Annotated in this window: 21 protein-coding genes; 11 read left to right on the top strand and 10 right to left on the bottom strand. The window is 72.1% G+C overall.

Annotation, left to right across the window (positions count from 1 at the left end; translation table 11 throughout):
* Positions 1 to 37: 37 nt before the first annotated feature.
* Complete coding sequence (locus ACLQ29_RS00510; protein ID WP_425769689.1) at positions 38 to 1,159, bottom strand: GH12 family glycosyl hydrolase domain-containing protein; 1,122 nt, start codon at positions 1,157 to 1,159, stop codon at positions 38 to 40.
* 300 nt (positions 1,160 to 1,459) lie between these two features.
* On the opposite strand from ACLQ29_RS00510, the gene ACLQ29_RS00505 reads away from it, so the two are divergent.
* Positions 1,460 to 2,566, top strand: coding sequence for an FAD-dependent monooxygenase (locus ACLQ29_RS00505; RefSeq protein WP_425769688.1), 1,107 nt, complete (start codon positions 1,460 to 1,462; stop codon positions 2,564 to 2,566).
* Between the two features lie 130 nt (positions 2,567 to 2,696).
* Positions 2,697 to 4,454, top strand: coding sequence for a cytochrome c oxidase subunit I (gene ctaD / locus ACLQ29_RS00500; RefSeq protein WP_425769687.1), 1,758 nt, complete (start codon positions 2,697 to 2,699; stop codon positions 4,452 to 4,454).
* A gap of 457 nt (positions 4,455 to 4,911) precedes the next feature.
* On the opposite strand, the gene ACLQ29_RS00495 is transcribed toward ctaD, so the two are convergent.
* The 4 genes from ACLQ29_RS00495 to ACLQ29_RS00480 are packed head-to-tail and all read right to left on the bottom strand — an operon-like array spanning position 4,912 to position 10,812.
* On the bottom strand, positions 4,912 to 6,159 hold the full coding sequence (locus ACLQ29_RS00495) for an MFS transporter (protein ID WP_425769686.1): 1,248 nt from the start codon (positions 6,157 to 6,159) through the stop codon (positions 4,912 to 4,914).
* A 40-nt stretch (positions 6,160 to 6,199) separates the two neighbouring features.
* Positions 6,200 to 6,781, bottom strand: coding sequence for an isochorismatase family protein (locus ACLQ29_RS00490; RefSeq protein ID WP_393366941.1), 582 nt, complete (start codon positions 6,779 to 6,781; stop codon positions 6,200 to 6,202).
* Between the two features lie 49 nt (positions 6,782 to 6,830).
* The gene (locus tag ACLQ29_RS00485) at positions 6,831 to 8,117 is read right to left on the bottom strand and encodes a nicotinate phosphoribosyltransferase (protein WP_425769685.1); all 1,287 of its coding nucleotides are present in this window, start codon (positions 8,115 to 8,117) and stop codon (positions 6,831 to 6,833) included.
* Between the two features lie 16 nt (positions 8,118 to 8,133).
* Entirely contained in the window at positions 8,134 to 10,812 is a 2,679-nt protein-coding gene (locus ACLQ29_RS00480) for a LuxR C-terminal-related transcriptional regulator (protein ID WP_425769684.1), read from the bottom strand.
* A gap of 198 nt (positions 10,813 to 11,010) precedes the next feature.
* Between ACLQ29_RS00480 and ACLQ29_RS00475 the strand changes: the two genes are divergently transcribed.
* The 9 genes from ACLQ29_RS00475 to rdgB all read left to right on the top strand — a co-directional run bounded on the left by ACLQ29_RS00475 (position 11,011) and on the right by rdgB (position 17,950).
* On the top strand, positions 11,011 to 12,567 hold the full coding sequence (locus tag ACLQ29_RS00475; protein ID WP_425769683.1) for a hypothetical protein: 1,557 nt from the start codon (positions 11,011 to 11,013) through the stop codon (positions 12,565 to 12,567).
* Between the two features lie 148 nt (positions 12,568 to 12,715).
* Entirely contained in the window at positions 12,716 to 13,006 is a 291-nt protein-coding gene (gene clpS / locus ACLQ29_RS00470) for an ATP-dependent Clp protease adapter ClpS (RefSeq protein WP_357376538.1), read from the top strand.
* A 2-nt stretch (positions 13,007 to 13,008) separates the two neighbouring features.
* Positions 13,009 to 13,503 carry a DUF2017 domain-containing protein gene (locus ACLQ29_RS00465; RefSeq protein ID WP_357802747.1) on the top strand — a complete coding sequence of 165 codons (495 nt, stop codon included), beginning with the start codon at positions 13,009 to 13,011 and terminating at the stop codon, positions 13,501 to 13,503.
* A 52-nt stretch (positions 13,504 to 13,555) separates the two neighbouring features.
* Positions 13,556 to 14,044 carry a Mov34/MPN/PAD-1 family protein gene (locus ACLQ29_RS00460; protein ID WP_425769682.1) on the top strand — a complete coding sequence of 163 codons (489 nt, stop codon included), beginning with the start codon at positions 13,556 to 13,558 and terminating at the stop codon, positions 14,042 to 14,044.
* A gap of 66 nt (positions 14,045 to 14,110) precedes the next feature.
* The gene (locus tag ACLQ29_RS00455; RefSeq protein WP_425769681.1) at positions 14,111 to 14,524 is read left to right on the top strand and encodes a MoaD/ThiS family protein; all 414 of its coding nucleotides are present in this window, start codon (positions 14,111 to 14,113) and stop codon (positions 14,522 to 14,524) included.
* A gap of 11 nt (positions 14,525 to 14,535) precedes the next feature.
* Entirely contained in the window at positions 14,536 to 15,501 is a 966-nt protein-coding gene (locus tag ACLQ29_RS00450) for a PLP-dependent cysteine synthase family protein (RefSeq protein WP_425769680.1), read from the top strand.
* Positions 15,502 to 15,724: 223 nt separating this feature from the next.
* The gene (locus ACLQ29_RS00445; protein ID WP_425769679.1) at positions 15,725 to 16,468 is read left to right on the top strand and encodes an MBL fold metallo-hydrolase; all 744 of its coding nucleotides are present in this window, start codon (positions 15,725 to 15,727) and stop codon (positions 16,466 to 16,468) included.
* Positions 16,469 to 16,554: 86 nt separating this feature from the next.
* The gene (gene rph, locus ACLQ29_RS00440) at positions 16,555 to 17,280 is read left to right on the top strand and encodes a ribonuclease PH (protein WP_425769677.1); all 726 of its coding nucleotides are present in this window, start codon (positions 16,555 to 16,557) and stop codon (positions 17,278 to 17,280) included.
* A 52-nt stretch (positions 17,281 to 17,332) separates the two neighbouring features.
* Entirely contained in the window at positions 17,333 to 17,950 is a 618-nt protein-coding gene (gene rdgB, locus ACLQ29_RS00435; RefSeq protein ID WP_425769676.1) for an RdgB/HAM1 family non-canonical purine NTP pyrophosphatase, read from the top strand.
* Between the two features lie 14 nt (positions 17,951 to 17,964).
* Here rdgB and ACLQ29_RS00430 read toward each other — a convergent pair whose 3' ends face one another.
* The 5 genes from ACLQ29_RS00430 to ACLQ29_RS00410 all read right to left on the bottom strand — a co-directional run bounded on the left by ACLQ29_RS00430 (position 17,965) and on the right by ACLQ29_RS00410 (position 24,584).
* Positions 17,965 to 19,188 carry a DUF6891 domain-containing protein gene (locus ACLQ29_RS00430; protein WP_425769675.1) on the bottom strand — a complete coding sequence of 408 codons (1,224 nt, stop codon included), beginning with the start codon at positions 19,186 to 19,188 and terminating at the stop codon, positions 17,965 to 17,967.
* 104 nt (positions 19,189 to 19,292) lie between these two features.
* Positions 19,293 to 20,831, bottom strand: coding sequence for a histidine ammonia-lyase (gene hutH, locus ACLQ29_RS00425; RefSeq protein ID WP_425769674.1), 1,539 nt, complete (start codon positions 20,829 to 20,831; stop codon positions 19,293 to 19,295).
* Entirely contained in the window at positions 20,828 to 22,027 is a 1,200-nt protein-coding gene (hutI, locus tag ACLQ29_RS00420) for an imidazolonepropionase (RefSeq protein WP_425769673.1), read from the bottom strand. The genes hutH and hutI overlap by 4 nt, the downstream gene beginning before the upstream one ends.
* Positions 22,024 to 23,391 carry a formimidoylglutamate deiminase gene (locus tag ACLQ29_RS00415; protein WP_425769672.1) on the bottom strand — a complete coding sequence of 456 codons (1,368 nt, stop codon included), beginning with the start codon at positions 23,389 to 23,391 and terminating at the stop codon, positions 22,024 to 22,026. The genes hutI and ACLQ29_RS00415 overlap by 4 nt, the downstream gene beginning before the upstream one ends.
* Positions 23,382 to 24,584, bottom strand: coding sequence for an allantoate amidohydrolase (locus tag ACLQ29_RS00410; RefSeq protein ID WP_425769671.1), 1,203 nt, complete (start codon positions 24,582 to 24,584; stop codon positions 23,382 to 23,384). Before ACLQ29_RS00410 ends, ACLQ29_RS00415 begins: the two co-directional genes overlap by 10 nt.
* Between the last annotated feature and the right edge of the window lie 47 nt (positions 24,585 to 24,631).

Raw genomic sequence — 24,631 nt, 5'->3', positions numbered from 1 at the left:
AACAATTCCGGGCATTACCATTAACGCCCAGTCGTCCTCAGCTCCTTGAGCAGGACGTCCCGTTGAGCGAGAAGCTGGTCGGGGACGAGTACGACCCGCTCAGCGTGCCCTGGTAGCCGAAGCTGGCCGTGCCACCCGGCGCGAGCGACCCGTTGTGGCCGACGTTGCGGGCGGTCACCGAGGAGCCGCTCTGGCTCACCGTGGCGTTCCAGGCGTTTGTGACCTGCTGCCCGCCGGGCAGGCTGTAGTTAAGCGTCCAACCGTTTATCGCGCTGGACCCGGTGTTGGTGATCTGCACGTCGGCAGTGAAGCCGTTGTTCCACGAGTTCGCGGTGTACTTCACCGCGCACCTGGCGCCACCGCCCGGCGGCGGGGTCGTCGGGTTGGTCGGCGGCTGGCCGCCACCGTTGACGTTCGCCGAGAACGAGGTCACCGCGAGACCGACGCCGCCCTGCCACGGCTCGAAGCCGGCCTGGATGCTGGTCAGGTACCAGGAGTTGCTGATCGCGCCCCGGTTGCGGGTGTCGTTGATGAAGTCCAGCACGCTGAAGTTTAGGCTGGAGACCGCCGACGACGCGACGTAGGAGATGACGTTGTTGGAGCCGTTGCTGCCCCGCCAGACCTCCCAGTTGCGGCCGGCCAGGTTCGTGTTCCCGACGACCGAGCCGATGGGCTGGATCGAACCCTGCCGGTTGAGCCAGATCATGATCTCCATCTGGTTCACCCCGTCCCGCTTGGGCGACGGGTCCAGCCAGATGTCGTACGACGCGTTGTAGGTCGCCCCGCTGACGTAGCGGTAGGAGATGCTGCTGGTGGCGCTGCTGATCTGGCTCACCTGGATCGGCAGGTTCGTGCCGGGGGAGCAGTTGGTGTAGTGACAACCGAAGAAGATCGAGGGGTACGCCGTGGGCGCGCCGTTGGTCGGGCTGCTCCCGTTGAGGGTGGTGATCTCGAAGCCGTTGCTGGTGGCGTTGATGCACTGCTGGGCGGTGGTGCCCCAGCGGTTGTTCTGCACCACGTACCGACCCTGGATGACAGTCGAGCCGTACTGTTCGCAGATTTGGGTGTCGGCGGATGCGCTGCCGCCGAAGGCCACCGCTACCAGCGAGCCGGCGAGCAGCACACTGGCGGCGGCCAGGGCCCGAAGTTGACGTTTCATGACGCTCCTTGACTCGGCGCATGCCGGGCGCCGCATGTGGTGGGGTGGTGCGGGAGCGCTCCCACGCTCAACGACACATTTACATGCTTGAAACTGCTGCGCAACCGTACGCGCCAAACTGATGAATCGGGCGGATTGCCGGGCACCCACCGGACGGCTGTCGACCGGTAACCGGCCACGTGGTACGGGCGCACCGAGGAGTGGAACCGGGCGGCCGATCGGCCCTGGCGTGCGCCGATCGCTCCGAGTAGCGTGTTGCCTCCAACGCGTTCCGCTCCCCCTCCGGAGGCGTACACCACAATGGGTGGCTCCCCCCTGCGCGTCCTCGTCGTCGGCGCGGGCATCGCCGGCCTGGCCGTGGCCCGGGCGCTGCGCCTCGCGGGCTTCCGGCCCGACGTTACGGACAAACTGCCACCGGGGGAGTCCACCGAAGCCGGCCTCTACCTGCCCGGCAACGCCGCCCGCGCGCTGCACCGGCTCGATCTGCACCACCCGGTCCGCCCGCTCGGGCAGGTGATCCACCGGCAGCGGTTCTTCGACGCCAGCGGCGCGCGACTCTGCGAGGTCGACCTCGACACCCTCTGGGCCGGCGTCGGCGAGTGCCGGGCGCTGCCCCGGGCCGACCTGCACCGGGTACTGCTCAGCGGTGCCGGCGGCGCCGTCCGGCACGGTGCCGAGGTCCGCACCCTGGAGCTGCTGCCGGGCGCGGTCGGGGTCACCTTCACCGACGGCACCACCACCGAGTACGACCTGGTCATCGGCGCCGACGGGCCACGCTCCTCGGTCCGCGCGCTGGCCGCGCTCGGCGGCCCGCCCCGCCCGGTCGGTCAGGTGGTCTACCGGGCCGTGCTGCGCGACGGGCCACCCGTCACCGAGTGGACCGCCCTGCTCGGCCAGCGCTCCGGGTTCCTGATGGTGCCGATGGGTGCTGGACGGCTGCACCTCTACGCCGACGAGGCCGGCACGGAGGCGCCCGCCGACCCGCTGCGTCGACTGCGCGAGCTCTTCGCCGACTACCGGGGCCCGGTGCCGGAGGTGCTGGCGGCACTCGACGGGGTGCACGTCGGGATCACCGACGAGGTGGAGCTGGGCCGCTGGTACCGGGGGCGGGTGCTCCTGGTCGGCGACGCCGCGCACGCCACCGCGCCCACGCTCTCCCAGGGTGCGGCGATGGCCCTGGAAGACGCGGTGGTGCTTGCGGAGTCGTTGCGCGCCGCCGGCAGTGTGGAGGCGGCCCTGGTGGCGTACGAGAGTCGTCGCCGTCCGCGTACCCGATGGGTGCGGGACCGGACCCGGGACCGCAACCGGACCAGGGACGTCCCGCCGGCGCTGCGCGACCCGCTGCTGCGCGGACGCGGCGGCCGGATCTTCGGGGAGCACTACCGGCTCCTGCTCGGCCCGCTGTAGCTCCGTTGGAGATCGTGTCACGCCACCCCACGCGGTGCTGCGACCTGCCGGGGACTATCCTCCTTGCGGATGACGGCCCGCCGATAAACAGCGTGTGCCGAGCGGGACAACCGAGAACCGGAGGCCACTCGTGACCACCGTCGCACCCAAGCCGGTCGTGACCCGGCCCTGGCCGGTCCGGGAGCCGGTCAAGGGGTCGGCCATCGCGCGGCTGCTGCGAACCACGGACGCGAAGCAAATCGGGATCATGTACATGGTCACCGCGTTCGCGTTCTTCATGATCGGTGGCCTGATGGCCCTGATCATGCGTGCTGAGCTGGCCCGACCCGGGCTGCAGTTCCTGTCGCCTGAGCAGTACAACCAGCTCTTCACGATGCACGGCACGATCATGTTGCTGTTCTTCGCGACGCCGATCGTGTTCGCCTTCGCGAACTACATCGTGCCGATCCAGATCGGCGCGCCCGACGTTTCCTTCCCCCGCCTGAACAGCTTCGCCTACTGGCTGTATCTGTTCGGCGGCACGATCGCGACCGCCGGTTTCCTCACCCCGGGTGGCGCCGCCGACTTCGGCTGGTTCGCGTACGCGCCGTTGAGCAGCGTCGAGCACTCGCCCGGCGTCGGCGCCAACATGTGGATCATGGGTCTGGCCATCTCCGGCCTGGGCACCATCCTCGGCGCGGTGAACATGATCACCACGGTGCTCACCCTGCGTGCGCCCGGCATGACCATGTTCCGGATGCCGATCTTCACGTGGAACATCCTGGTCACCAGCCTCCTGGTGATCCTGGTCTTCCCGCTGCTCGCCGCCGCGCTCTTCGCGCTCGCCGCGGACCGCATCCTCGGCGCCCACGTGTACGACCCCGCCACCGGTGGGCCGATGCTCTGGCAGCACCTGTTCTGGTTCTTCGGGCACCCCGAGGTCTACATCGTGGCGCTGCCGTTCTTCGGCATCATCAGCGAGATCATCCCGGTCTTCTCCCGCAAGCCGATCTTCGGCTACAAGGGCCTGGTCGCCGCGACCATCTCCATCGCCGCGCTCTCCATGAGCGTCTGGGCGCACCACATGTTCGCCACCGGCCAGGTGCTGCTGCCGTTCTTCAGCTTCCTGAGCTACCTGATCGCCGTGCCGACCGGTATGAAGTTCTTCAACTGGATCGGCACCATGTGGCGGGGGCAGGTCAGCTTCGAGACGCCCATGCTCTGGGCGATCGGCTTCCTGGTCACGTTCCTCTTCGGTGGTCTCACCGGTGTGCTGCTGGCCAGCCCGCCGATCGACTTCCACGTGTCGGACTCGTACTTCGTGGTGGCGCACTTCCACTACGTGCTCTTCGGCACGATCGTGTTCGCGGTCTTCGCCGGCATCTACTTCTGGTTCCCGAAGATGTTCGGCCGGATGCTCGACGAGCGCCTGGGCAAGGTGCACTTCTGGCTCACCATGATCGGTTTCCACACCACGTTCCTGGTGCAGCACTGGCTCGGCAACGAGGGCATGCCCCGCCGCTACGCCGACTATCTGCCCAGCGACGGCTTCACCACGCTGAACACGATCTCCACGATCGGCGCGTTCGTCACAGGTATCTCCACGCTGCCGTTCATCTACAACTGCTGGAAGTCGTACAAGACCGGCCCGGTGGTCGAGGTCAACGACCCCTGGGGTCACGGCAACTCGCTGGAGTGGGCGACCAGCAGCCCGCCGCCGCTGCGTAACTTCGACCGGATGCCCCGCATCCGTTCCGAGCGCCCCGCGTTCGACGCGAAGTTCCCGGAGCTGGCTGCCGGCCAGACCCTTGCCGGCCCGCCGGAGGGTGGCTCGAAGCCGCTCACCAGCGAGTCGGACGGCGGCGCCAGCTACCGCGAGGACACCGCAAGCAACATCGACAGGAACTAAGGCTCAAACCAAGCTGTACGACGGGCGCCGCCCTCCGGGACACCGGAAGCGGCGCCCGTCGCCATGTCCGCCCCGCGCCGCCCCGCGCCGCCCCGCGCCGCCCCGCGCCGCCCCACCCCGCGCTGCCCCGCGCCGCCCCGCGCCGCCCCGCGCCGCGCGATCTTGCACTTTCTGTCGCCGGATCACGGCGTATGCCCCTTTCGCCGGGACAGAAACTGCAAGATCGCGGGGTCGGGTCGGGTCGGGTCGGGGCCGGGCGGGGCGGGGCGGGGCCGGGCGGGGCGGGGCCGGGCGGGGCCGGGCGCGGGCGGGGCCGGGCGCGGGTGGGGCGTGGTGGGGGTGGAACGGGGCCGGAGCATGACCTGTTCGCCGTCGGCGTCACGTTGACCTGCTACATCGCGCGCACGGCCTCCGCGCGCCCCTGCCGCGATTGGGTGGGGCGGCAGGGGGGTGGTTGTCAGCGGGCTGCGGGGGTGAGGTCGACCTCGACGGGCGGCGGGGTGGCCGCGGCGGCGCTGCGACGGCTGCGCAGCTCGATCATGAGCACGACAAGTGTGACAAGTGCGCCGAGGGCGCCGGTGACCACGAAGCCCCAGAGCGGCGCGCTGGCGTCGATGACCGCACCGGCGAGCGGCGCGCCGACCGCGATGCCGACGGTGACGGCGGAACCGTGCAGGCCCATCGCCTCACCGCGTACCTCGGCCGGAACCAGGCGGCTGACCGCGTCCGAGCCGGCCGCGATCGTCGGCGCGCAGAGCGCGCCGGCGGGGATCAGCGCCAGGCACAGCAGCCACCAGTGCGCACCGCCCAGCCCGACCGGAATTGTGCACAGGGCGAGGGCGGCGGTCAGGGTCAGCGGCGAGAAAGAACGGTGGACGGCCCCGTAGGCGAAGCCGCCGACAAGCGAGGCGACCGCCCAGATGGCCAGCACCACGCCGGTCCAGCCGACCTCGCCGCTGGCCCGTAGGACGGCGACCACCGCCACGTCGGTGCCGCCGAGCACCAGGGTCGCCGCGGCGCTGAGCGCCAGCACGGCGAGCAGTCGAGGGGTCAGCCACTCCCGGCGAGGCGTCCGGCGCTGCGGGCCGCTGGCCTCGGCGGCGCCACGGATCGGTGGGTTGACCAGCCACAGGGCGATCCCGGCGGCGACGATGCCGCCGCCGACCAGGTACATGGTGGTCTGTGCGGAGATCGCGGTGACCAGGGCCACAGCCAACGCCGGGCCGATCATGAAGGACAGCTCCACCGACATCGAGTCCAGCGCGTACGCGGGGCGGCGTTGGTCCTCCGGGGCCAGCGCCGCGATCGACTGACGGACCACGGAGAAGATGGGCAGGGCCAGGGAGCCGGCCACGAAGGCGGCCGGCAGCAGCAGGGGGTACGGCAGTCCGGGCGCGGTGGACCAGAAGATCGCCTCGGCGATGGCGGTGAGCACCAGGACCGGGCGCAGGCCACGCCGGTCCACCAGTCGGCCCAGTAGCGGCCCACCGATCGCCGCGCCCACGGTGACGGCCGCGCCCACCAGGCCGGCGGCCCCGTAGCCTCGATCGAGGTCGAGCACCACGTGGAAGGTGAGCGTCACCCCGGTCGCGGTGAGCGGGATGCGGGCAAGGACGGCGACCAGCAGGAGCGACCGCAGGCCGGGCAGGGCGAGCGCCTGCCGGTAAGGCTTCATGTTCACGTGGGTCCGTACCTCCGGCGACATCCTCGACCGGCGGCGTCCCGATGGCCAATCAATTACGGTCTTATGCGGCCCTGATCACAGGCTGGCCGTGCAGGGTCACCCCGGCGCCGTCCATCGCACGCAGTGCCACGTCGGTGGTCGCCGGAGCGACGGCGGCGGTCAGTTCGAGCAGCACGGTGGTGGCGAAACCCTCCCGAGCGGCGTCCAGCGCCGTCGCCCGGATGCAGTGGTCGGTGGCGATGCCGACCACATCCACCCGGTCCACGTCGTGCCGGCGCAGCCAGTCGGCCAGGCACTCGCCGTCGTCGGCGTGCCCCTCGAAGCCGGAGTACGCCGCCGCGTGCTCGCCCTTGTGGAAGATCGCCTCGACGCGGCCGGTGTCCAACTCGGGGTGGAACTCCGACCCGCTGGTGCCGACCACGCAGTGCCTCGGCCAGGACTCCACGAAATCCGGCGGATCGCCGAAGTGCGCACCCGGGTCGACGTGGTAGTCCTTGGTGGCGACCACGTGCGACCAGCGGTCCGGCTCGGCGGCGAGCAGCCGGGAGATGCCGGCGGCCACCCCCGCGCCGCCCTCGACGGCCAGCGAGCCACCCTCGCAGAAGTCGTTCTGCACGTCCACGATGATCAGAGCGTTGGCCATTCGAGTCCCTCTCCTCACGGTCTGTCTGCGGCGGCGGTGCGCGACGAACCTAGTCGGCGGGTACGACGGAGACGGGCACCGCCGGGTCGCCGGCCGAGAGCTTCAGCCCCTCCCACGGGATGGAGATCAGGCATTCGCGCAGGTGCTCTCGCGACTCGTCGAGAGTGGGCAGCCACACCGGCTCACCGGCGACCACGTACGAGTGTTGGAGCATGCGATCGTTGGGCTGCCGGTCCGGTACGCCCTGCGGCACGATGATCTCCTCGGTGGCGGTGCCGGTCGGCTTGTGCCGGCGGACCGCGACCTTCCGGCCGCCGATTGTCGCCTTGTGCTCGGAGCGCTTCACCACCGGCCGCCCCTCGACCTCCACCAACTTGTAGACCAGCCCGGCGGTCGGCGCACCGGAGCCGGTGACCACGGCCGTGCCGGCGCCGTACATGTCCACCGGTTCGGCGGCCAACGCGGCGATCGAGTACTCGTCCAGGTCACCAGAAACGATGATCTTGGTTTCGGTGGCGCCCAACGAGTCGAGCAGCTCCCGGGACTGCTGGGCGATCACCGCCAGGTCGCCCGAGTCGATCCGTACCGCCCGCAGTTCCGGACCGGCCACCGCGATCGCGTTGCGGATGCCCTGGCTGATGTCGTAGGTGTCGACGAGCAGCGTCGTGTCCTTGCCCAGCGTGGCGACCTGCGAGGCGAACGCCGCCCGCTCGTCGTCGTGCAACAGCGTGAAGGCGTGCGCGGCCGTGCCCGCCGTCGGGATGCCGTAGCGCGCGCCGGCGGCGAGGTTCGACGTGAACCGGAAGCCCGCCAGGTACGCGGCCCGCGCCGCGGCCACCGCCGCCTCCTCGTGGGCTCGACGCGACCCCATCTCGATGAGGGCTCGACCCCGCGCCGCCGTGACCATCCGCGCCGCCGCCGCGGCCACCGCGCAGTCGTGGTTGAGCACCGAGAGCGCCAGCGTCTCCAGCACCACACACTCGGCGAAACCACCGGAGACGGTGAGGATCGGTGAACCGGGGAAGAACAGCTCGCCCTCGGCGTACCCGTCGATGTCGCCGGTGAAGCGGTAGTCGGTGAGCCAGGCCGCGGCCGCGTCGTCGACCACGCCGGTCCGCCGGAGGAAGTCGACCTCGGTGGGGTCGAACCGGAAGTCGCGGATCAGTTCGATCAGTCGGGCCGTGCCGGCGACGACGCCATAGCGGCGGCCGCTCGGCAGCCGGCGGCTGAACACCTCGAAGACGCACCTGCGGTCGGCGGTGCCGTCCTTCAGTGCCGCGCTGACCATTGTCAGCTCGTAGTGGTCGGTCAGCAGCGCGGGGCGGTTGATGCTCACCGCCTCAGCCTAAGGTTCAGTCCGCGTCGCCGTCGTCGTGGCCCGGGATCGCCCGTAGCGCGGCCCACAGCTCGGCCCGTCCGGTCACGCCGAGCTTGCTGTAGATCCGCTGGAGGTGATTTTCGACCGTGCGCGCCGAGAGGTAGAGCCGTTCCGCGATGGCCCGGCTGGGCGCGCCGTGCGCCGCGAGCCGGGCGACCTGCCACTCCCGCTCGGTCAACACCGGCGCCCCCGCGTGCAGCGCGGGCGTCCGGATCAGGTCACAGCGCCCGAGCAGCCCGGCCAGTCGTTCCCGAGCGCCGTTGGTCGCCGTCGAGTGCTGCCGGCGCAGCCGCTGCACCGCCTGGGAGGTGGCCTCGGCGGCGTACACGGTCAACTCCAGCGCGGCGTAGTCGTCGGCGACCGCCAGCAGATCCGCGGTGGAGTCGGTCACCGCCGCGCGGGCGTGCCGGGCCAGCAGCGGCGGGAGCACCCCGTCGACCCGCTCGGACAGCTCGGCGAGGCGCTGCGCCACGGTGCGCCGACCACCGTCGGAGCAGGTGGGCCCGACCGGCATGCCAGCCTGATCCAGCCGGACGAGATCGTGCAGGACGTGCACCTCGTGCCCGGCGAAGCCGTCCGAACGCAGCCGGTCCACCAGGTCGGCGAGGTGCTTGACCGCACCCGGCAGGTCGCCCGACGCGGCGAGCGCCGCACCCCGGGCCTGCTCCAACCACGGGTAGAGCACCGCCATGCCCGGTGCGTGGGTGCGGTCGGCCTCGGCCATCGCCGCGGCGGCCTGGGCGGCGTCACCGCGCAGCGCGGCCGACTGGGCTCGCTCGGCCTGGGCCAGACCGGCGTAGACCCGGCTGGTGGCCAACACCGCGCAGGCGCCGAGCGAGGCGCGGGTGGCCGCGTCGCTCTGCCCGCGCAACCGGGCCGCGTACGCCTGCAGGATGGCCAGGTAGCCGGTGCCGAGCCGGAAGTCGCCGGCATCGGCCAGGTCGGCGAACTCGTCGGCCACTATCGCGTCGATCCCGGCCAGGTCCCCGGTCAGCATGAGCCGGGTGCCCCGGGCCAGCTCCAGGGCCAGTTGCAGGTACGGCATGTCGGTGCGCCAGTTGGCGACGGACGAGTGCACCTGGGCGATCGCCGTACCGCTGCGGGTCAGCTGGCCCTGCGCGGCCTGGACGTACGCGATGGTGCAGCGGGCCAACTCGCGGGCCGCGACGCCGGCCGCCGGCCGGTCCAGCACCTGTTGGCTGAGTCGTACGGCGGTGGTCGTGTCCATCCGGTGCAGGCGCATGATCGCCTCGAAGGCGTGCACCCGGGACCGGTCCGCGGAGTCGCTGAGCTGCTCGACGCGGCCGGCGATCTCCTCCACCGTGGACTGCTGGCTCAGCCCCCAGTAACTGACCATCCCGCGGACGGTCAGCCAGCGGCAGTATCGCCGTTCGTCGCCGGGCTCGGGGGTCACCGCGTCGAGGACGTCGATGGCCTCCTCGGGCCGGTCGGCGAACATCAGAATGGTGGCCAACAGCTCCGCCGCGTCGGAACCCCCACCGGCGTGCAACGCGGCCCGCGCCAGGCGGGTCGCCAGCGGCACGTCGTAGCGGGTGAACGCCTGGACCGCCGCGTCCACGAGCAGGGCCGGATCCTGTGCGGTGCCCGAGTCGAGGCGCCAGACCGCGACCCGCAGCAGGTCGTCGCGGCGGCGCTTGCCGACCTGTTCGAGGAGCTCGGCGAGGTGCGCCTGAAGTCGGCGGGTGCGGCTGACCGGACAGCGACGGCGCATCACCTCGCCGTACAGCGGGTGGGCCAGCCGGACGTTCGTCCGACGGTCGTTCTGGACCACGCTGATCAGCCCGCGTTCCTCGGCGGTCTCCACGTCCACCTGGTCGGCGGCCTGCCTGAGCAGGTGCAGGCCGAGTGGCTCGCCGAACGCGACAAGCTCGACGACCGCGCGGACGCCGTCGGTGAGTTTGCCGACCCGCGTGTCGATCAGGTCGGTCAGGTTGGGCGCCAACTCCAGCCGCCCGGTCCACTTCCAGATCCCGTAGGTCCGTTTCAGCTCCGAGCTGCCGTTGGCGGCGTGCACCAACTCCCGCAGCAGCAGCGGATTTCCGGCCGACAGCCGGCCCAGCCGGTCGGCGGAGTTGGCGTCGACCGGGCCGCCCAGGATCGCTGCCAGCAGGCCGGCGGTCTCCGCGTGCGGCATCGGGGTCAGCTCGACGTGCTCGACCAGGTCGTCGGTCCAGAGCGCGCGGATCGGCAGCGGAATCTGCTCGCCGTCGCGCAGGGTGCCGACCACTGTGGCGTTCTCCGCGCGGGCGACCAGGTGGACGAGTGCCGCCGAGGGTGGGTCGAGCAGATGGGCGTCGTCGATGGCGAGCACGATCCGTCGGCCCGCCGCCTGCTGCTGCAGCACGTTGAGGGCCCAGCGCAGGATGCCGGCGGGGGAGAGGCCCTGGGGCTGCTCGGCGGGAAGGACCTGCACCAGCCCGCCGAACGGCAGGGCCGCGGTGGTGGCGCTTGCCGCGATGGACCAGATCGCGAAGCGTTCGGTGGGTAACGCGCTCACGCCTTCGCGCAGCAGCCGACTCTTGCCGATCCCGGCGCTGCCGCTGAAGAAGAGCCCACGACCAGCCTCGCCGGTCACCGCCGCCAGCAGGCGGTTGAGCTCATCGGTCCGGCCGACGAACTTCCATCGACTCATCCGCGCAGCATATCGACCGGAATCCGTCCGCGCCCGCACCGTCACTCAACGAAGTTGAGTAGCCGCACAATTACCGCTGAGTATCCGAGGTGTTCCACCTGGTTGCCGGCCCGCCCGTAGTCTTCCGGCATCCGGGTTTTTCGACCGGATTTTCCCACCTGACCGGGCATCCGGTCACCTGCCACGGGAGGCCACCTGATGAAGCAGGGCCCTCTCCCCTCGGTCGACTCCTCGGATGACGTGGTCGGCCCGTCCGATCTGCCCAGCTGCGGTCCGCTGCCCTCCCGGGTCGGCGTGACCGACCCGGGCCCGGAGGAGCCGCTCGGCGTGGTCGCGGTCGGTCCGGCCGGCGCCGAACGACGCGCCGTGCTCGCCACGCTGCTCGGGCTCGACCCGGTCATGCTCACCGTGCCGTCGGGCAGCTGGTTGCTGGTGCGCAACGCCAAGGTGCCCACCCGGGCGGCGTTCGTGCCCGGTTACCGCCAGCCCCACTCGTACGGCGCCGACCGGAACGCCGCCGGCCCGGCGTTGGCCCGTCCACCCCGGCGGGTCGAGCTGAGCGTGCCGGAGCCGCTGCTGCGGCACTTCACGCTCATCGACGTACCGGACACCGCGACGCTCGGCGTGTCCGGAAAGCAGGTGCTGCTCGACGCGGTGGGTCGGGCCGGCGCGTTGCTCTTCGTGATCGCCGCCGACCAGGCGTTCACGGCCGCCGAGTTGAACCTGCTCGCCGAGGTCGCCCCAGCCCCGGTGGAGGTCGTCTTCGCGGTGACCCCTGGCGCGGCAGGGTGGGCACCGCTGGCCGACGGCGCGGCGACGACGGAGGACGCGGGGGCGTCCGTCTCGTTGGTCGGAGGTCAGTCGACCGAGATGGACGCGGCCGCGGTGACCGTGGCGGCGCATCGCGCGGCGCTGCTGGCCGCGGTGCCGGCGTTGGCCGACGCACGGTGGTTCCCGGTCGACGCCCATTCCGCCGACTCTGCCGCCGCCCTGCGGCGGGCGTTGGTGGGCTGGTCGTCGGAGGAGGGGTTGCGGCGGTCCAGCGTCGAGCCGCCGGTGCTGCCGGGGCAACACGACCGGGTGGCCGTGGCCGCCGATCCGGGTGGCTGGTCGGAGCAGCTCGACAGGCAGACCCGGACGTGTGCGCAACGGATCCGTCAGCACCTCGCACTGGAACTGGCGAACATCCACCTGCGGGCGGTCCAGGAGATCGTGTTCGGGGTCGGCTGCGCGGGCCTACCCGACCTCCTGGATCGGGAGATGGCGGCGTTGTCGCTGTTGGCCACCGCGCAGTGCGACCAGGCGGTGCGCGGCATCGTGACCGACGCCGCGACCCGGGTGCTCGGCGCGCCGCCGGTCGAAGGAGTGCGGCGGCGGATCGCCGCCGCCGTGCGGTACGGCCTGGACGATGACCGGCCCGGCCATGAGCTGGACAAGGTTCTGTTGATCACCAGCACGGCCGGGGTGGCCGGGTTGACCGGCCCGGAGGCGATCGACGCCCTCGCCACCTATCCGGCGGTGTTCCGCGACGAGGTTCTTCCACCGGTCGCGGTGGCGCTCTCCGGCGGGTGCTGGCAGCAGTGGCGTACGCCCGGCAGCGACAACCACAGCGCGGCGCGGGCCTGGTCCCAGCGCGCGGTGCGGGAGGTCGAGCTGGGGTTGTCCCGGGAGATATCCCGACGGTTCGAGGTGATCCGCCTCTCGCTGGGCGCGGTGCTCTCCGATGCAGTCGATCACGGCATTCTGCTGGCCTGAAGGCGTGCCAGCCCCCGGGTCCGGGTCCGCGCCGCGCCACGGGTCCGACGGCGCCGAGGGCGGGTCGGAGGCGTCCCGGGTGGGCGATCCGCGCCGGGCCGGCGTTCCGGTTCCTCGGTTCCGGGAAACCGGTGGCACGATGGGGGGTATGGCGGCTCCACAGGTTGCACCGGTCGAGACGCCGGACACTGACGAGGTGCCGGCGGCTGACCGGCAATGGGTGACGATCGTGTGGGACGACCCGGTCAATCTGATGACGTACGTGACCTGGGTCTTCCAGAAGCTTTTCGGCTACAGCCGGGAGAGGGCCGAACAGCTGATGTTGGATGTGCACCACAAGGGCCGGGCCGTGGTCTCCACGGGTGTCCGGGAGCGGATGGAGCACGACGCGTCGCAGCTGCACGCGTATGGGCTGTGGGCGACGGTGGATCGGTCGTGAGCATGTTCCGTCGCCAGGCCGGCCGCTACGTCGCCACCTTCGCGGTCGACGAGGTGCGGGTGCTGCGCAAGGTTGCCTCCGAGGTGGTCGGCCTGCTCACCGACGGTTTCGACCACACCGACCCGGTCGTGGGTCGGCTCTTTCCGGCGGTCTACCCCCAGGACGCGCCGGGAACGGCCGAGTTCCGGCGGTACACCGAGGGCGATCTGAAGACCGCCAAGATCGATCAGGCCGGGGCGATCCTGGCCGCGCTGCCCGACGACGCCGGTGGCGAGGTGCGGCTCGACGCCGAGGCGGCCGAGGCGTGGCTGCGGGCGTTGAACGACGCCCGGCTCGCGATGGGCGTCCGTCTGGAGATCAAGGACGGCACGGATCTGGGCGAGGAGTTGGACGACGCGGTCGCCGATGACCCGGGTTCCAGCAGGGTGTTCCAGCTTTCGGTCTACGCGTATCTCGGGTATTTGCAGGAGTCGCTGCTCAACGCCTTGATCGACTAGGCGTGACCGGCGCCACTTCGACCCACGCGCGTTAGGCGTTAGGCTGGTCCTCGTGCTGAGCATCGACCGGTCGATCATCGACGCGATCGTCGCCCACGCGCGCCGGGATCATCCCGACGAGGCGTGCGGCGTGGTCGCCGGTCCCGTCGGCAGCGACACCCCGACGCGGCACATCCCGATGGACAACGCGGCTCGGTCGATGACCTTCTACGAGTTCGACTCGATGGAGCATCTGCGCGTGTGGCGGGAGATGGACGACCGGGACGAGGAGCCCGTGGTCATCTACCACTCGCACACCGCCACCGAGGCGTACCCGTCGCGGACGGATATCTCCTTCGCCGGTGAGCCGGGCGCGCACTACCTGCTCGTCTCGACCCGCGAACCCGACTCGGAGGAGATCCGCTCGTTCCGGATCGTCGACGGCGTGGTCGCCGAGGAGCCGGTCCGGGTCGTGGAGGCCGGGGTCGACCCGCATGCCGTCCAGTCCTACATGTTCGGGCAGAGCCCGGCGACTGTCGACTACGAGTGTTCCGGTCGCTGATCCGTCAGCGTTCGCACTCGTCTTGTCCCGTCACCGCAGGCACACCCGATCGAGGAGTTCCCCATCATGGCCATTGAGGTTCGCATCCCCACCATCCTGCGCAGCTACACCGGCGGCGCCAAGGTCGTCGACGGCGCCGGCGACACCCTCGCCGACCTGCTCACCGACCTGGATTCCCGGCACGGCGGCCTGCGCGGTCGGCTGATCACCGACGCGGGCGCGCTGCACCGCTTCGTCAACGTCTACGTCAACGACGAGGACGTCCGTTTCCTCGGCGCCCTGGACGCCAAGCTCTCCGACGGCGACAGCGTCACCATCCTGCCGGCCGTGGCCGGCGGCGCGTTCGGCTTCGCCGCGGCAGCGGCGATCAGCTCGCACAGCGCCGCGGCAGCGGCGATCAGCTCGCACAGCGCCGCGGCAGCGGCGATCAGCTCGCACAGCGCCGCGGCGGTGGCCCGCAGCGCCGTCGCGGCTGGCTGAGGTCGGCCGCCATGGCGCGGTACGACAGCCTGCTCGACGCGTCCGGGGGCACGCCGCTTGTGGGTCTGCCCCGGCTCTCCCCGACGGTGTCCGACGGGGCCCCACCGGTGCGGCTCTGGGCCAAGCTGGAGGACCGGAACCCCACCGGCAGCATCAAGGACCGCGCGGCGCTGTTCATGGTCCGGGCGGCGGAGGAGGCCGGCCGGCTCCGGCCGGGTGACACCATCCTCGAACCGACGAGTGGCAACACCGGCATCTCGTTGGCGATGGTGGCCAAGTTGCGCGGCTACCGGCTGGTCTGCGTGATGCCGGAGAACGTCTCCACCGAACGGGTCCAGTTGCTCCGGATGTACGGGGCCGAGATCATCTTCTCGCCGGCGGCGGGTGGTTCCAACCAGGCGGTCGCCACCGCCAAGCTGATCGCCGCCGAGCACCCGGACTGGGTGATGCTCTACCAGTACGGCAACGAGGCCAACGCGCGGGCGCACTACGAGACGACCGGGCCGGAGCTACTGCACGACCTGCCCAGCATCACGCACTTCGTGGCCGGGCTCGGCACCACCGGCACGTTGATGGGCACCGGGCGTTACCTGCGGGAGAAGGTCGACGGCATTCAGGTCGTGGCGGCCGAGCCGCGCTACGGCGAGCTGGTCTACGGCCTGCGCAACATCGACGAGGGGTACGTGCCGGAGCTCTACGACGCCTCGGTGCTCTCCCGGCGCTTCTCGGTCGGCACCCGGGACGCCGTGCTGCGTACCCGTCAGCTCGTGGAGGTGGAGGGCATCTTCGCCGGCTTCTCCACGGGCGCCATCCTGCACGCCGCGCTCGCGGTGGCGCACGAGGCGGTCCGCGACGGTCGGCGGGCCGACGTGGCCTTCGTGGTCTGCGACGGTGGATGGAAATACCTGTCCACCGGGGCGTACGGCGGCACGCTCGCCGACGCCGAGGAGGCTCTGGAGGGGCAGCTCTGGGCCTGACCGGACTGGTCTTCCCGGTACGGGCCGTCGACGTGCGTCGGCGGCCCGTACGCCGTCCGGCGCGCCGTGAGCAGGTGTCACGTTCGTGACAACTTCCGGTGGATGATTCTTGCCTCCGGGTACCCCAGCGTAGGCTGCGCAGCGTGACGTACGCGTCGGTAGAGATCATGGCTGAGGCGATTGCCCGCACGGATGCTACTGACAGTGACAGCGAGACAACTCGATGCGACTGACCGTGCTTGGTAGCGCCGGTAGCTTTCCCGGCCCCGAGTCGCCCTGCTCGGCCTATCTCGTCGAAGCCGACGGCTTCCGGCTCCTTGTCGACTTCGGTTCCGGGTCGTTGTCCAGTCTCCAGCGGTACGCGGGTCTGCACGCGCCGGATGCGATCCTGCTGACCCACCTGCACTGCGACCACATGTTCGACGCCGTCCTGTACGTGGTCGTGCGCCGGTACGCCCCGGACGGCCCCTATCCGGCGCTGCCCGTGTACGCGCCCGCCGGCGCACCGGACCGGCTCAGCGCCGCGTACGGCGACGACGGTTCGGTGGAGGACGTCTACCAGTTCTACGCCCTGCAGCCGGGCACCTTTCCGATCGGCCCGTTCGCCGTCACCGTGGACCGGGTCAACCACCCGGTCGAGACGTACGGCGTGCGACTTGAGCACGACGGCCGGTCGCTGTGCTACTCGTCGGACACCGCGCCCTGCGCGGCGCTGCTGCGGCTGGCGCAGGACGTCGATGTCTTCCTCTGCGAGGCGAGCTACCTCGATGGCATGGACAACCCGCCGGATCTGCACCTGACCGGCCGGGAGGCCGGCGAGGCGGCGACCAAGGCCGCGGTGGGCCGGCTCCTGCTGACCCACCTGGTGCCCGCCTGGGGGAGCGAGGCGCACACCCTGGAGTCGGCCGCGTCCGCGTACACCGGGCCGATCGACGTGGTCCGACCCGGCGCGAGTTACGACGTCTGACCTGCCACGTCCTGATCGGGGCCGACGCGGGCACTGGTCGGGGCACCCCGGCTGAGGTGGATCAGCGCACCGCATAGGGTGCAGGCATGGCGCGACCTGACGGGCGAGGGCCCAATCAACTTCGACCGGTGACCCTGACCCGAGGCTGGAGCACCCATCCGGAGGGCTCGGTGCTCGTCGAGTTCGGCGGCACCCGGGTGCTCTGCACGGCGAGCGTCACCGAGGGGGTGCCCCGCTGGCGCAAGGGCTCCGGGCTCGGCTGGGTGACCGCCGAGTACGCGATGCTGCCCCGGGCCACGAACACCCGCTCCGACCGCGAGAGCGTCAAGGGTCGGGTCGGTGGCCGTACCCACGAGATCTCCCGGCTGATCGGCCGCAGCCTGCGGGCCAGCATCGACCTGAAGGCGCTCGGCGAGAACTCGGTGGTGCTCGACTGCGACGTGCTCCAGGCCGACGGGGGCACCCGGACAGCCGCGATCACCGGCGCGTACGTCGCGTTGCACGACGCGGTCAACTGGCTCGCCGCCCGCAAGGCGTTGGCCGGCAAGCCGGAGAAGGTGATGCACAGGTCGGTGGCAGCCGTCAGCGTGGGGATCATCGCCGGCGAGGCGCGGCTGGACCTCTGCTACACCGAGGACGTCGCCGCCGAGGTGGACATGAACGTGGTCTGCACAGGTGCGGGTGACTTCGTCGAGGTGCAGGGCACCGGCGAGGCGGGCGTGTTCGCCCGCGACCAGCTCGACAGCCTGCTCGACCTGGCCGTGGCCGGGTGCGCGGAGCTGGCCGAAGCCCAGCGGAAGGCACTCGCGTGAGCGCGAGGAGTGGGCTTGCGAGCCCCGCAGTCGTGAACAGAGGTGTTTCAGCATGAACAAGGTCCTGCTCGCCACCCGTAACCGTAAGAAGCTTGTGGAACTCCAGCGGATCCTGGACGGCGCCCTCGGCGCGCAGCGGATCGCCCTGCTCGGGCTGGACGACGTCGAGCAGTACGCGGAGCTGCCGGAGACCGGCCTGACCTTCGGCGAGAACGCGCTCATCAAGGCGCGGGAGGGGTGCCGGCAGAGCGGGTTGCCGACCATCGCCGACGATTCCGGGCTCGCGGTGGACGCGCTCAACGGGATGCCGGGGGTGTTCAGCGCCCGCTGGTCCGGCCGGCACGGCGACGACCGGGCCAACCTTCAGCTTGTGCTGGACCAGATCGGCGACGTGCCCGACGAGCAGCGGGCGGCCTCGTTCGTCTGCACGGTGGCGCTGGTGCTGCCCGGCGGCAAGGAGCACCTCGTCGACGGTCGGCAGTCCGGTCGGGTGCTGCGTGCTCCGCGCGGTGACGGCGGGTTCGGCTACGACCCGATCTTCCTGGGCGACGGACAGGACCGGACGAACGCCGAGCTGACCCCGGCGGAGAAGGACGCGATCAGCCACCGGGGCAAGGCGCTGCGCGAGCTGGCGAAGCTGATCGCCAAGGTGCTGCCGCCCGCCGCCTGAGCACCCGACACGTCTCACCAGTGCTTCGTGACGAGGCCGCCGCCCAGCTCGTCGATCGGGACGCGGTCCTCCGTGGCGAGGACGGTGAGCATCCGTTCGGCCTCGGCTACGGTGGCGATCCGGCCGGTCGAGGTGGCCTGGGCCGTGTCCAGTTCCTCCAGCCACAGCCCGTCGCGCTCCCAGGTGGCCTGCACGCAGCCGCCGGAGCGACCGAAGGCGGTCAGGAAGTCCCTGCTGAGCGGGCGCATCGCGCGCAGCAGAAGGCAGGCCTCGGCGGCGTCCAGCGGCACGTCCTTCTGGGTGTCGTCGCGGTACTGGTAGGTCGCCTCGACGAAATCGGGCGGCGCCGGTCGGGCGACCGCCGGCGCTGATCCGTCGGTCAACCGGCGGACCAGCTCCATGCCATCGTGTCGGCCGACGGTCAGCTCCCGCCCGTCCTGCTCCGGGTACGCGCCCACCAGGGCGTCCCCCTCCCGTCGAACGACGACGACGGCGTCCCGGTGGGTCAGCCGGATCCGCGCGCCGGCAGGTAACCAGGGCAGGTGCAGGCCGGCGAGCCGGGCGGCCGACGACAGCCCCTCGGTCGGGGCGTACCTCCCGGTCCACGGGGAGAGCAGCTCGACGTCGAGATCCACGTCGTCGTCGACAGTGGTGGGCAGCGCGGCCAGCCGACCGACCCGGCGTCGCTGCCAGGTCAACGAGACCCCGATCCGGGCGCCGGTGCTGCCGTCCCAGCGCACCGTCAACCCCTCGGCGCGCAGCGCCGCCACCACCTCCGCGCCGATGTCGGCCGTCGTCGGCTGCCCGAACAGGCCGTACGCGACGTGGAGTCCCGAGCCGTCGACGGCATTCTCGGCATCCTGCTGGTGGTAGAAGGCGTAACCCCGGACGGTGTGCCCCTGCGGCACCTCGTCGCCGATCTCGGCGGTGCCGCAGGTCTGGCAGCAGCTGAAGCCCTCCCGGGCCACCAGTCCAGCGGCCGAGAGCGTCCGGAAGGCCGCGGTGAGCCGATCGTTGTCGGTGACCTCCGGCCACTGTGTTTGGGCCGCGAGGTGCGCGCCCAACTCCTCGGTCACCACCGGCCAGGCGTGGACCTCGATCTCCGCCGGTGCCATCTCGTCGGACAGATACTCGATCGTCTGGGTGACGATCGCGGAGGCCGGCAACTCGCCACGTGCCACCTGCCGGCGGACGAAGTCCCGGATCTGTTCGGTGAGTTCAGGCTCCTCGATCTCCACGACGGCGAACGCTAGCAGTGTCCGCCGACAGGACGAGCCGAGGTCAGACCGGGTGCTGTCGCCCGCCGCCTGACCCGCGGCGGACGACAGCGACCCGACGGAGGTCAGCCCAGCGGGCCGAGCTCCCGTTCGATGGCGGCCCGCAGCTCCGGCCCGGCGACGACCGCTCGGGCCGCCTCCATCACCGGGGCGAGGAACACGTCCGGGCCGGGCTCACCGGCCGCCGGGCCGAGCGCGGCGACGGCCGCCCGGCCGGCCGGGGACGGCTGCAGCGGGGCGCGCAGTTGCAGGCCGCGTACGCCGGCCAGCAGCTCGACCGCCAGCAGACTTGTGAGGTTGTCCAGCACGGTGCGCAGCTTCTTGGCCGCCGCCCAGCCCATCGAGACGTGGTCCTCCTGCATCCCGCTTGTGGGAAGGGAGTCCACCGAGGCCGGAGCGGCCAGCCGACGGTTCTCGGCGACGATCCCGGCGGCCGTGTACTGGGCGATCATCAGCCCGGAGTTGACCCCGGCGTCGGGGGAGAGGAACGCCGGCAGTTCCCGGGAGCGGGTGACATCGAGCAGCCGGTCCACCCGCCGTTCGGCGATCGCGCCCACCTCGGCGGCGGCGATGGCGAGGAAGTCCGCGGCGAAGCCGAGCGGCGCGCCGTGGAAGTTGCCCGTCGACTCGACCCGCCCGTCCGGCAGCACCACCGGGTTGTCCACCACGGACACCAACTCCCGGCCCGCGACCGTACGGACGAAGTCCAGGGTGTCGCGGGCCGCGCCGGCCACCTGCGGGGCGCAGCGCATCGAGTACGCGTCCTGCACGGCGTGCGCCAGGTCGTCGCGGTGTGAGTCCATCACCCGGGAGTCCTGCAACAGCCGGTGGATGTTCGCCGCCGACGCCGCCTGACCGGGGTGCGGCCGGATGGCGTGCAGCTCGGGCAGGAACGGCCGTTCGGAGCCGAGCATCGCCTCGATGGCGAGCGCGGCGGTCACGTCGGCCATGGCGAACAGGTGCGCCGCGTCGTGGATGGCCAGCAGCAGCATGCCGAGCATGCCGTCGGTGCCGTTGATCAGCGCCAGCCCCTCCTTGGCGGCCAGCTCGACAGGCGTGAGCCCGGCGGCGGTCAGCGCGTCCGCCGCGTCCTGGCGTTCGCCGCCGGGCCCGAGGACCCAGCCCTCGCCGAGCAGCACCAGCGCGCAGTGCGCCAGCGGCGCCAGGTCACCGGAGGCGCCCAGCGAGCCGTGCTCCGGCACCCACGGGGTGATGTCGTGGTTGAGCAGGTCGACAAGGGCCTCCGCGACCAGGGGCCGGACCCCGGAGCGGCCCAGCGCGAGGGACCGGACCCGCAGCAGCATCATGGCTCGGACCACCTCGCGCGGCATCGGGGCGCCCACCCCGGCGGCGTGCGAGCGGATCAGCGCGTGTTGCAGCTCGGCCCGCCGCTGCGGGGCGATGAAGGTGTTGGCCAGCGCCCCGAAACCGGTGGAGACCCCGTAGACGGGGCGGCCCGACGACTCGATGCCGTCCACGATGGCCCGACTGGTCGCCATGGCCTCGATGGTGGCCGGGGCGAGGACGACAGTGGCGGTGCCGCGGGCCACCGCGAGCACGTCCTCGGCGGCGATCCCGGTGGGTTGGATGGTCACGTGTCTCAAAGCGGAACTCCGTTGCGTATTACCTGGCGGATCAGGGGGACACCGGGCCGGTAGGCCAGGTGCAGGTAGGACGGCGCGTCCAAGATCATGAGGTCGGCCCGCGCGCCGGGGACGAGCACGCCGATGTCGTCGCGGCGCAGGGCCCGCGCGCCGCCGGCGGTCGCGGCCCAGACCGCCTCCGCCGGGGTCATCCGCATCTCACGGACCGCCAGGGCCACACAGAACGCCATCGACGAGGTGTACGACGAGCCGGGGTTGCAGTCCGTCGCCAGCGCCACCGTGACACCGGCGTCGAGCAGCCGTCGGGCGTCCGGGTACGGCGACCGGGTGGAGAACTCCGCGCCGGGCAGCAGGGTCGCGACAGTGGTGCTGTGCGGGCCCTCATGGCACATGCAGTCGACCAGAGACGACGCGAGCGCGTCGACGTCGGCGTCGGACAGGTAGGTGCAGTGGTCCACGCTGGCCGCGCCCAGCTCCACGCCGAGCTGCACGCCCGGCCCGGGGCCGAGCTGGTTGGCGTGCACCCGCACACCGAGCCCGACGGCCTGCCCGCAGGCCAGGATGGCTCGCGAATGGTCCACGTCGAAGGCGCCCCGCTCGCAGAACACGTCGATCCACTTCGCGTGCGGCGCGGCGGCGGCCAGCATCGGCCCGCAGACCAGCCCGACGTAGTCGTCCGGGCGGTCGGCGTACTCGGCGGGGACCACGTGCGCGCCGAGGAATGTGGTGTCCTCGGTGACCTCGGCGGCGATCCGCAGGGAGCGGGCCTCGTCGGCGACGGTCAGCCCGTACCCACTCTTGATCTCCATGGTCGTGGTGCCCTGGCGCAGCGCCTCCCCGCGCAGCCGGCGCACGGTGGCCCGCAGCTCGTCGTCGGTGGCGGCCCGGGTCGCGCCGACGGTGGTGCGGATGCCGCCGCCGGTGTAGGGCTCACCGGCCATCCGGGCGGCGAACTCGGCCGCCCGATCCCCGGCGAAGACCAGGTGGGCGTGGCTGTCCACGAAGCCGGGCAGCACGGCGGCCCCACCGACGTCGAGTCGCCGGTCGGCGGCCGGCGCGGTCGCGGACGGCCCGACCCAGGCCACCCGGCCCTCCTCGACGAGCACCGCGGCATCCCGGCGGATGCCCAGCGGGCGCGTGCCGGGGCCGTTGGTGACCAACTCTCCGATGTTGTCGACGAGCAGACTGCCGCTCATTGGCGTGTCACCGCCTCGACGGCGGCGGCCAACTCGGCCGGCACGTCCACGAGCAGGTGCTGGCCCTCGGCCACCACCACCCGGCCGTCCACCAGCACCTGCGCGACGTCCCCCGCGGTGGCCGCGAAGAACACCCCCACCGGCGGCACCCCGGCGGTACGGGGGCCGTCCAGCCGCACCGTCACCAGGTCGGCGCGGGCACCGACGGCGATCCGGCCGGCGTCGGCCCAGCCCAGGGCGGCGTGCCCGGTGACGCTGGCCGCCGTCAGCAGGTCGGCAGGTGTGAAGTGGCCACGGCGGCGGGTGCGCAGCCGCTCGTCCAGCTCCACCGCGCGAGCCTCCTCGAACAGGTCGATGACGGCATGGCTGTCGCTGCCCAGGCTCAACCGGATTCCCGCGTCGGCCATCCGGCGGGCCGGGCCGATCCCGTCGGCGAGGTCCCGCTCGGTGGTCGGGCAGAGGCACACCCCGGTCCGGCTGTCGCCGAGCAGGGTCAGGTCGGCGCTCGTCGGGTGGGTGGCGTGCACGGCGGTGGTGTCCGGCCCGAGCACGCCGTGCTCGGCGAGCAACGCGGTGGGCGTACGCCCGTGCACCGCCCGGCACTCGTCGTTCTCGGCGGGCTGCTCGGAGAGGTGCACGTGCAGCGGCGCCCGCCGGTCCCGGGCCCAGTCGGCGACCGTACGGAGCTGGTCGGCCGGAACCGCCCGCACCGAGTGCACCGCCGCGCCGACCCGCACGTGCGAGTCCGCCGGCTGGAACGCCGCCGCCCGCTCGGCCCAGCGGACCGCGTCGCCGTCACCGAAGCGGCGCTGCGGCCCGGCGAGGGCCTGACCGTCCACGCTGGAGGTCAGGTAGGCGGTGTCCAGCAGCGTGAGCCGGATCCCGGCGTGCGCAGCGGCCTCCACCAGCGCGGCGCCCATCGCGTTCGGGTCGTCGTAGGCGCCGCCGTCGGGCCGGTGGTGCAGATAGTGGAACTCGCCCACACCTGTGATCCCGGCGAGCGCCATCTCGGCGTAGACCGCGCGGGCCAGGGCGAGGTAGGTGTCCGGGTCCAGCCGGTCCGCCACCGCGTACATCTGGTCCCGCCAGGTCCAGAAGTCGCCCCGACCGCCGTGGGTACGCCCGCGCAGCGCCCGGTGGAAGGCGTGCGAGTGCACGTTTGCCAGGCCGGGCAGGGTCAGGCCGGGCAGCGGCACGGCGTCGGCGTACACGTCGACCCCGGCCGGTGGCCTGCTGCCGGGGGTCAGCGGCGTCACCGCCGTGATCCGGCCGTCCTCGACCTCGATCAGCACGTCGGGAGTCGGTTCGGCGTGCTCGGGCAGCCAGGCGTACTCGGCGAGCCAGCGGGTGGGTGTCACGGGCATGTCAGCTCCTCCAGCACCCGGGCCAGCGCGCGTACCCCGGCGGCGCAGTCGTCGTCGGTCGCGGCCTCGGCGGGGGAGTGCGACACCCCGGTCGGGTTGCGGACGAACAGCATCGCCGTGGGCAGGTGCGCGGCGAGCACCCCGGCGTCGTGCCCGGCGCCGGTCGGCAGCACCGGCGCGTCCAGCAGTGTGGCCAGCCGTCCGGCCAGACCGCCGTCGAAGGCGACAAGCGGCGTCGCCGACTCCTCGGTGACAGTCACCGCCGTACCGTCGCGGCGGGCGCGCTCGGTGAGCTTGCCCCACACCGCCTCGACCAGCCCGGACAACGTCTGCGCGTCGGCGGCCCGCGCGTCCAGCCAACCGGTCACCTTCGACGGGATCGCGTTCGTGGCGTTGGGTTCGACGGCGACCCGGCCCACGGTGGCGTGCGCGTCGCGCAGCCGGGCCTCCTTGTTGGCAGCCAGCACCGTGAACGCGTACGTGAGCATCGGGTCGCGGCGGTCGGCCATCCGGGTCGTACCCGCGTGGTTGCCCTCGCCGACAACCTCGAAGCGCCACCGGCCGTGCGGCCAGATCGCGCTCGCCACCGCGACCGGCTCGTCCGTCCCGACAAGCGCGCGGCCCTGTTCGACGTGCAGCTCCACGAACGCGCCGATCCGGCCCAACAGCTCCGGGCGGGCGCCCGCCGGCCGCCCGCCGAGCGCCTCGGCGAAGCTCACCCCGGCCGCGTCGCGCAGGCCGGCCGCGCGTTCGGCCGACAGCGCCCCGGTGAGCAGCCGCGACCCCAGACACGGTACGCCGAAGCGCGCGCCCTCCTCCTCCACGAACGCCGCGAGCACCAGCGGGCGGTTCGGGGTGACACCGCGGGCGCGTAGCTCGTCCACGGCGAGGAACGCGCTGACGATGCCGAGCGGCCCGTCGTACGCCCCGCCGTGCGGCACGGAGTCGAAGTGGCTGCCGGTGAGCACCGCGTCGGATGCCCCCGGGTCACCCCAGTGGGCGAAGAGGTTGCCGTTGCCGTCCTCACTGACGGGCATGGCGCGCTGCCCGGCCTGTGCCCGGAACCAGGCGCGCAGCTCCCGCTCCGGCTCGGTCAACGCGTACCGCAGGTAGCCGCCGCTGTCGGCGTCCCGCCCGACCGGCGCGATCTCGTCCCACAACGCCCGGAACCGGCCGGGCAGGTCGTCGCTCACGCTCTGCTCCTGGTGTTCGCGACTGCGGGGCTCCGCTGCGCTGCACT

The organism is Micromonospora sp. DT228 (genome assembly GCF_049841595.1).
Taxonomy (GTDB): domain Bacteria; phylum Actinomycetota; class Actinomycetes; order Mycobacteriales; family Micromonosporaceae; genus Micromonospora.
The sequence above is the reverse complement of the archived record's forward strand: the minus strand, read 5'-3'. Positions and strand labels throughout refer to the sequence as shown.